The 3,678-nt window shown below is 67.7% G+C and carries 2 protein-coding genes and 1 pseudogene; 1 reads left to right on the forward strand and 2 read right to left on the reverse strand.

The window, feature by feature from the left end; genetic code table 11:
• Positions 1-63 precede the first annotated feature (63 nt).
• Positions 64-2,376 (reverse strand): endonuclease/exonuclease/phosphatase family protein, encoded by a 2,313-nt coding sequence (locus ACWDKQ_RS35385; RefSeq protein ID WP_450143110.1) that lies wholly within the window; start codon positions 2,374-2,376, stop codon positions 64-66.
• A gap of 241 nt (positions 2,377-2,617) precedes the next feature.
• Positions 2,618-2,779: pseudogene (locus tag ACWDKQ_RS35390) on the reverse strand (IS701 family transposase); the annotation flags it as partial.
• Positions 2,780-2,885: 106 nt separating this feature from the next.
• Here ACWDKQ_RS35390 and ACWDKQ_RS35395 point away from each other — a divergent pair.
• A complete protein-coding gene (locus ACWDKQ_RS35395) occupies positions 2,886-3,203 on the forward strand; it encodes a hypothetical protein (RefSeq protein ID WP_450143109.1) in 318 nt (105 codons plus the stop codon).
• Positions 3,204-3,678 lie beyond the last annotated feature (475 nt).

Raw genomic sequence — 3,678 nt, forward strand, 5'->3', positions numbered from 1 at the left:
TTGGGATGCGTTGGAGTCGCAAACCCAAGCAGGATAAGGCCTTTGCCTTACCTCAGGCCGGATCTACCCACCCGACACGCTTGATGAAGGCCTAGGTGCCCGCGACACCAGGATGTGGTCCAGGGCCTGCGAGCGGCCCTCGAACACGTAGCTGTAGCGCTCGTTCTCCGGCACGGTGTTGATCAACGCCGTCAGCGCACCATCCCGGGTGAGGGTCTGCAGGGTCTGCGAGAACTGGTAGTCGTTCAGGTCGCCGGCCACCACGAGGTTCGCCATCGGATCGGCCGCGAGCAGCTTGTCGATGAACGCGCGCAGGACCTCGGCCTGCTGCCCGCGCTGCACCTCGGAGCTGCGGTTCGGTGGCTGGTTGATCCCGTGCACGGACTGGTCGCCGCCCTTGGAAGCGAAGTGGTTCGCCACGACGAACACCGGCTTGCCCTGGAAGACGAACTCGCCGACCAGCGGCTTGCGGCTGTTCTGCCACGCCGCGTTGCCCGGGTCGACCCGGCCGGGGGACACCGACAGGTGCAGCTTGCCGTTGTTTTCGGCCACCACACCGACCGCGGTCGTGGCGTCACCGCCCGGACGGTCCACGAACGACACCCGCTTCGGGTTGAACAGGAAGCCCACCCGGATGTTGCCTCCCGGCTGGCCACCGTCGGAGATGTCCTGCGGGTCGATCTGCCGCCACTCGTAGTGCGGGCCACCCGCCGCCACGATCGCGTCGACGAAGCGCTTCAGCGTCTGATCCGCCGCCACTACGCCGTCGTTGGCACCTGCGGGCCCGTTGTTGTCCTGGATCTCCTCCAGCGTGACGATGTCGGGCGAGGACAGGTGCTTCACGATGCCGCTGGCCAGCCCGTCGAACTTGGCCTGCTCGTCGACGGCCGACAGGTTCTCCACGTTGTAGGTCGCCACCGCGAGCTCGCCGCCCTTCTGCGGACGGGTAACCTCGCGCACCAGACCGTTGTCCTTGAGCTCGCCGAGGATCGAGGCCTGGACGGTGTATCCGCCGAACTGGCTGTACTCGACCGGTCCCGAGGTGATACCGGCGAGAACGTCACCCACGTTGGCCTGCGGGAACGGTCGTTCGGAGAACGGGATCAGCGATTGCACCTTGACGATCCCGCTGTTGGTCTCGTCGTAGCCGAGGTACACCGAGCCACCGCGGGCAGTCGGGCGCTGCTTCGGCTTGGTGGTCACGTAAAGCTCGTTGTAGGCGGTGGTCCCGCCCACGGCCCGCGCGTCGACGATGCAGATCAGCTCACCTTCGTGGGCCGCCCAGAAGTCCAATGCGTACTTCGAGGGCTCCAGAGGTAGCGATTCGATGCTGCCGCCCGGCTCCGGGACGTACTGGTCGGGCACCACGTCCTCGGTGATCGCGGCCGCATCGGGCAGCTCGTTGGCGCGCGAGGCGGTGGTCCAGGTGGCGCTGGTGAGCTCGGTCGTCGTCGGGGTGCCGGACGCGGGGCGGTACTCAGCCACCGCACCGGTTACGGTGACGGCGTCGCCGACCGCGACGGCCGTCGTCACCGAACCGGTGACGACGAAGATGCCCTCGCTGGTGCGCGGGTCGTTGTCGGGTTCGGGGTCTTGCAGCCAGAAACCACGCGCCGAGCCGAACGTCCGCGTCGCGGTCACGATGCCGGGGACTCGAACGACCTTGCCGGTCATCGGCGATGTCCGGGTGATGCCCTGGACGTCGTGGATGCGCGTGTCGGTCACCCCACCGCCGGGCTCGCCGGGGCTCTCGCCCTTGGAGTTCTCCGGGGTCGGCGGGCCGGCCGCGAAGTCGGCTGAGTTGTCGTCGGTGTCGACCAGTCCGGGGCGGTGGACGGAGGTGGTGTTGCTGCCCGCAGGAGCCGGGCCGGTCTCCCGGACCACCGCGCTGCCGTAGCCGACGAGGTCGACGATCCGCGAGTCGGCCTCGCAGTCGTCGGCGGTGAGGCAGGTGAGCGGGGTCGTCCCCTCGACCAGCGCCACAGTGCCAGAGGCCGCCGCCATGTTGATCGACCCCGTTGCCTCCGGTGTGGGCAGTTCGGCCGTGCCGCCGCCGCCCTTGGCCTCGCCGACGAGGTAACGCGCGCCCGGTTCGACCGAACCGGACAGCGCAGTGGCCTGCCAGCGGCTGTTCGCGGTCGGCGAGGCCGGCAGGTACTGCACGCTCATCCCGGTCAGGTCCGCCGCGGTGCTGCCGCCTGTCACCAGTTCGATGAAGTCCTGGGTGAGGTGCGCGCCGGAGTTCCCGCCGCCGCCGTACACCTCGGCGATGACCGGGCCAGTGCTCGGTGCCGCCGCAGCGGGTGGGACCAGCACGGTCAACCCGCTAACAGCGACAACAGTGACCGCCGCGAGTGCGTGGCGGGTATTGCGCAGGTGTGAAGTCACCGAGGCATATTGGCCCGATTGGGTGAACCAAGAGGGCCCGGTCGATCAAGCTTCGGTATCGGCCGGACGTCCAAACGGCGAAGACCAGGTGAAACCGCAGCCGGAGCGTGCCAATGCGTGCTCGTTGGCGTCCGCGACCGGTGTGAACTTCAGCTGCGAGCCCGAGGAGTTCGCCAAGGTCGTGCCGTGGGCGACAGCAAGCTAGTACGGCAGCAGCACTTTGATTTTGTCATGTTCGCCCGATTTGCCGACGGAGTCGGGTGCGGTGGTGGTACCAGCGGGCGCGGGCTTGGTGTCGTCGTCGCCACCAGACCCAGTGCAGATGATGCGCCTCGGACAGAAGCCGGCGGGTGACCAGCATGAACAGGCGTTTGACCTCAGCCACGGTCAGCGTGAACGCTTGCGCTCGCCGCAGCCTGACATCGTCGGCTCTGGATCGCCTACGAAGCCCTCGGCAGGTCCGCCCGGCGCAAGTGGGTACGTCGCGAAGGCGCCGGATGCGGCTGGCGAGACCTCAAATAAGTGAGTACGCCGAGATGCTGCAGAACCTTCCCAACGATCCTGTGGCCGCGGAGTTCGACAACCTGTCCTTCGACGCCGATGAACGGACCTGCCAGGACGTGGCAGAGCGCCTGACCCCCTACGTCCGCGCGCTCCACGCAGAGCACCCCGAGCTACGGGACGTTAACGCCGACGCCCCGGGAGGTGCGCGCTACGCCGAGCACACGGCCGGAAAGGCCCTCAAGGACCACTTCTTGACGTCGGCGTTCGATGCCGGAAAAAGGTCTCTCCTGCTGGGTCCGTGGGTGGCCTGAGCTGGTGGGTGGCCCTCACCGGCCTCCGTCCATGAGGCACGCGGTGGGCGGAGGTGAACGGTGCAGGCCCGCCGCCCCGCAGAACTGGCGGCCCCACTTACCGCCGACGAGCGGCCACAAGGGATTGCCGCGGGGACCGCGCCCGATTCCGACGGCACCAACGAATTTGGCTGCGGTGGAATGAACTGCGTGCTTGCTGTTGCCATGGATGCCCGACCTCGCGGTCAGTATGGCCAGGATCACGTACCTGCGTGCGGAATTGCCATAGCGGTACTGCGAAGTATTCGACGGCGACGAATTCCCCGCATGCAGCGCAGCGTGGCGGAGTTTTCAGGTTTCAGCGCCGCCAGGTCCCGCGGCCGGTCGCCTGGCGTGCGGCGCTTCGGGAGGGCCATTACAGGTTGTGCGAGAGCAGCAGGCTCAGCGTCTCGTCGACGTTCATCCACCGGTGTTCGTCACCGGGTGCGACCGCGTC

The organism is Saccharopolyspora sp. NPDC000995 (assembly GCF_053599315.1).

Excerpts from the sequence above, each read along its gene's own strand:
- ACWDKQ_RS35395 (WP_450143109.1), top strand. The coding sequence starts at position 2,886 with ATGCGGCTGGCGAGACCTCAAATAAGTGAGTACGCCGAGATGCTGCAG.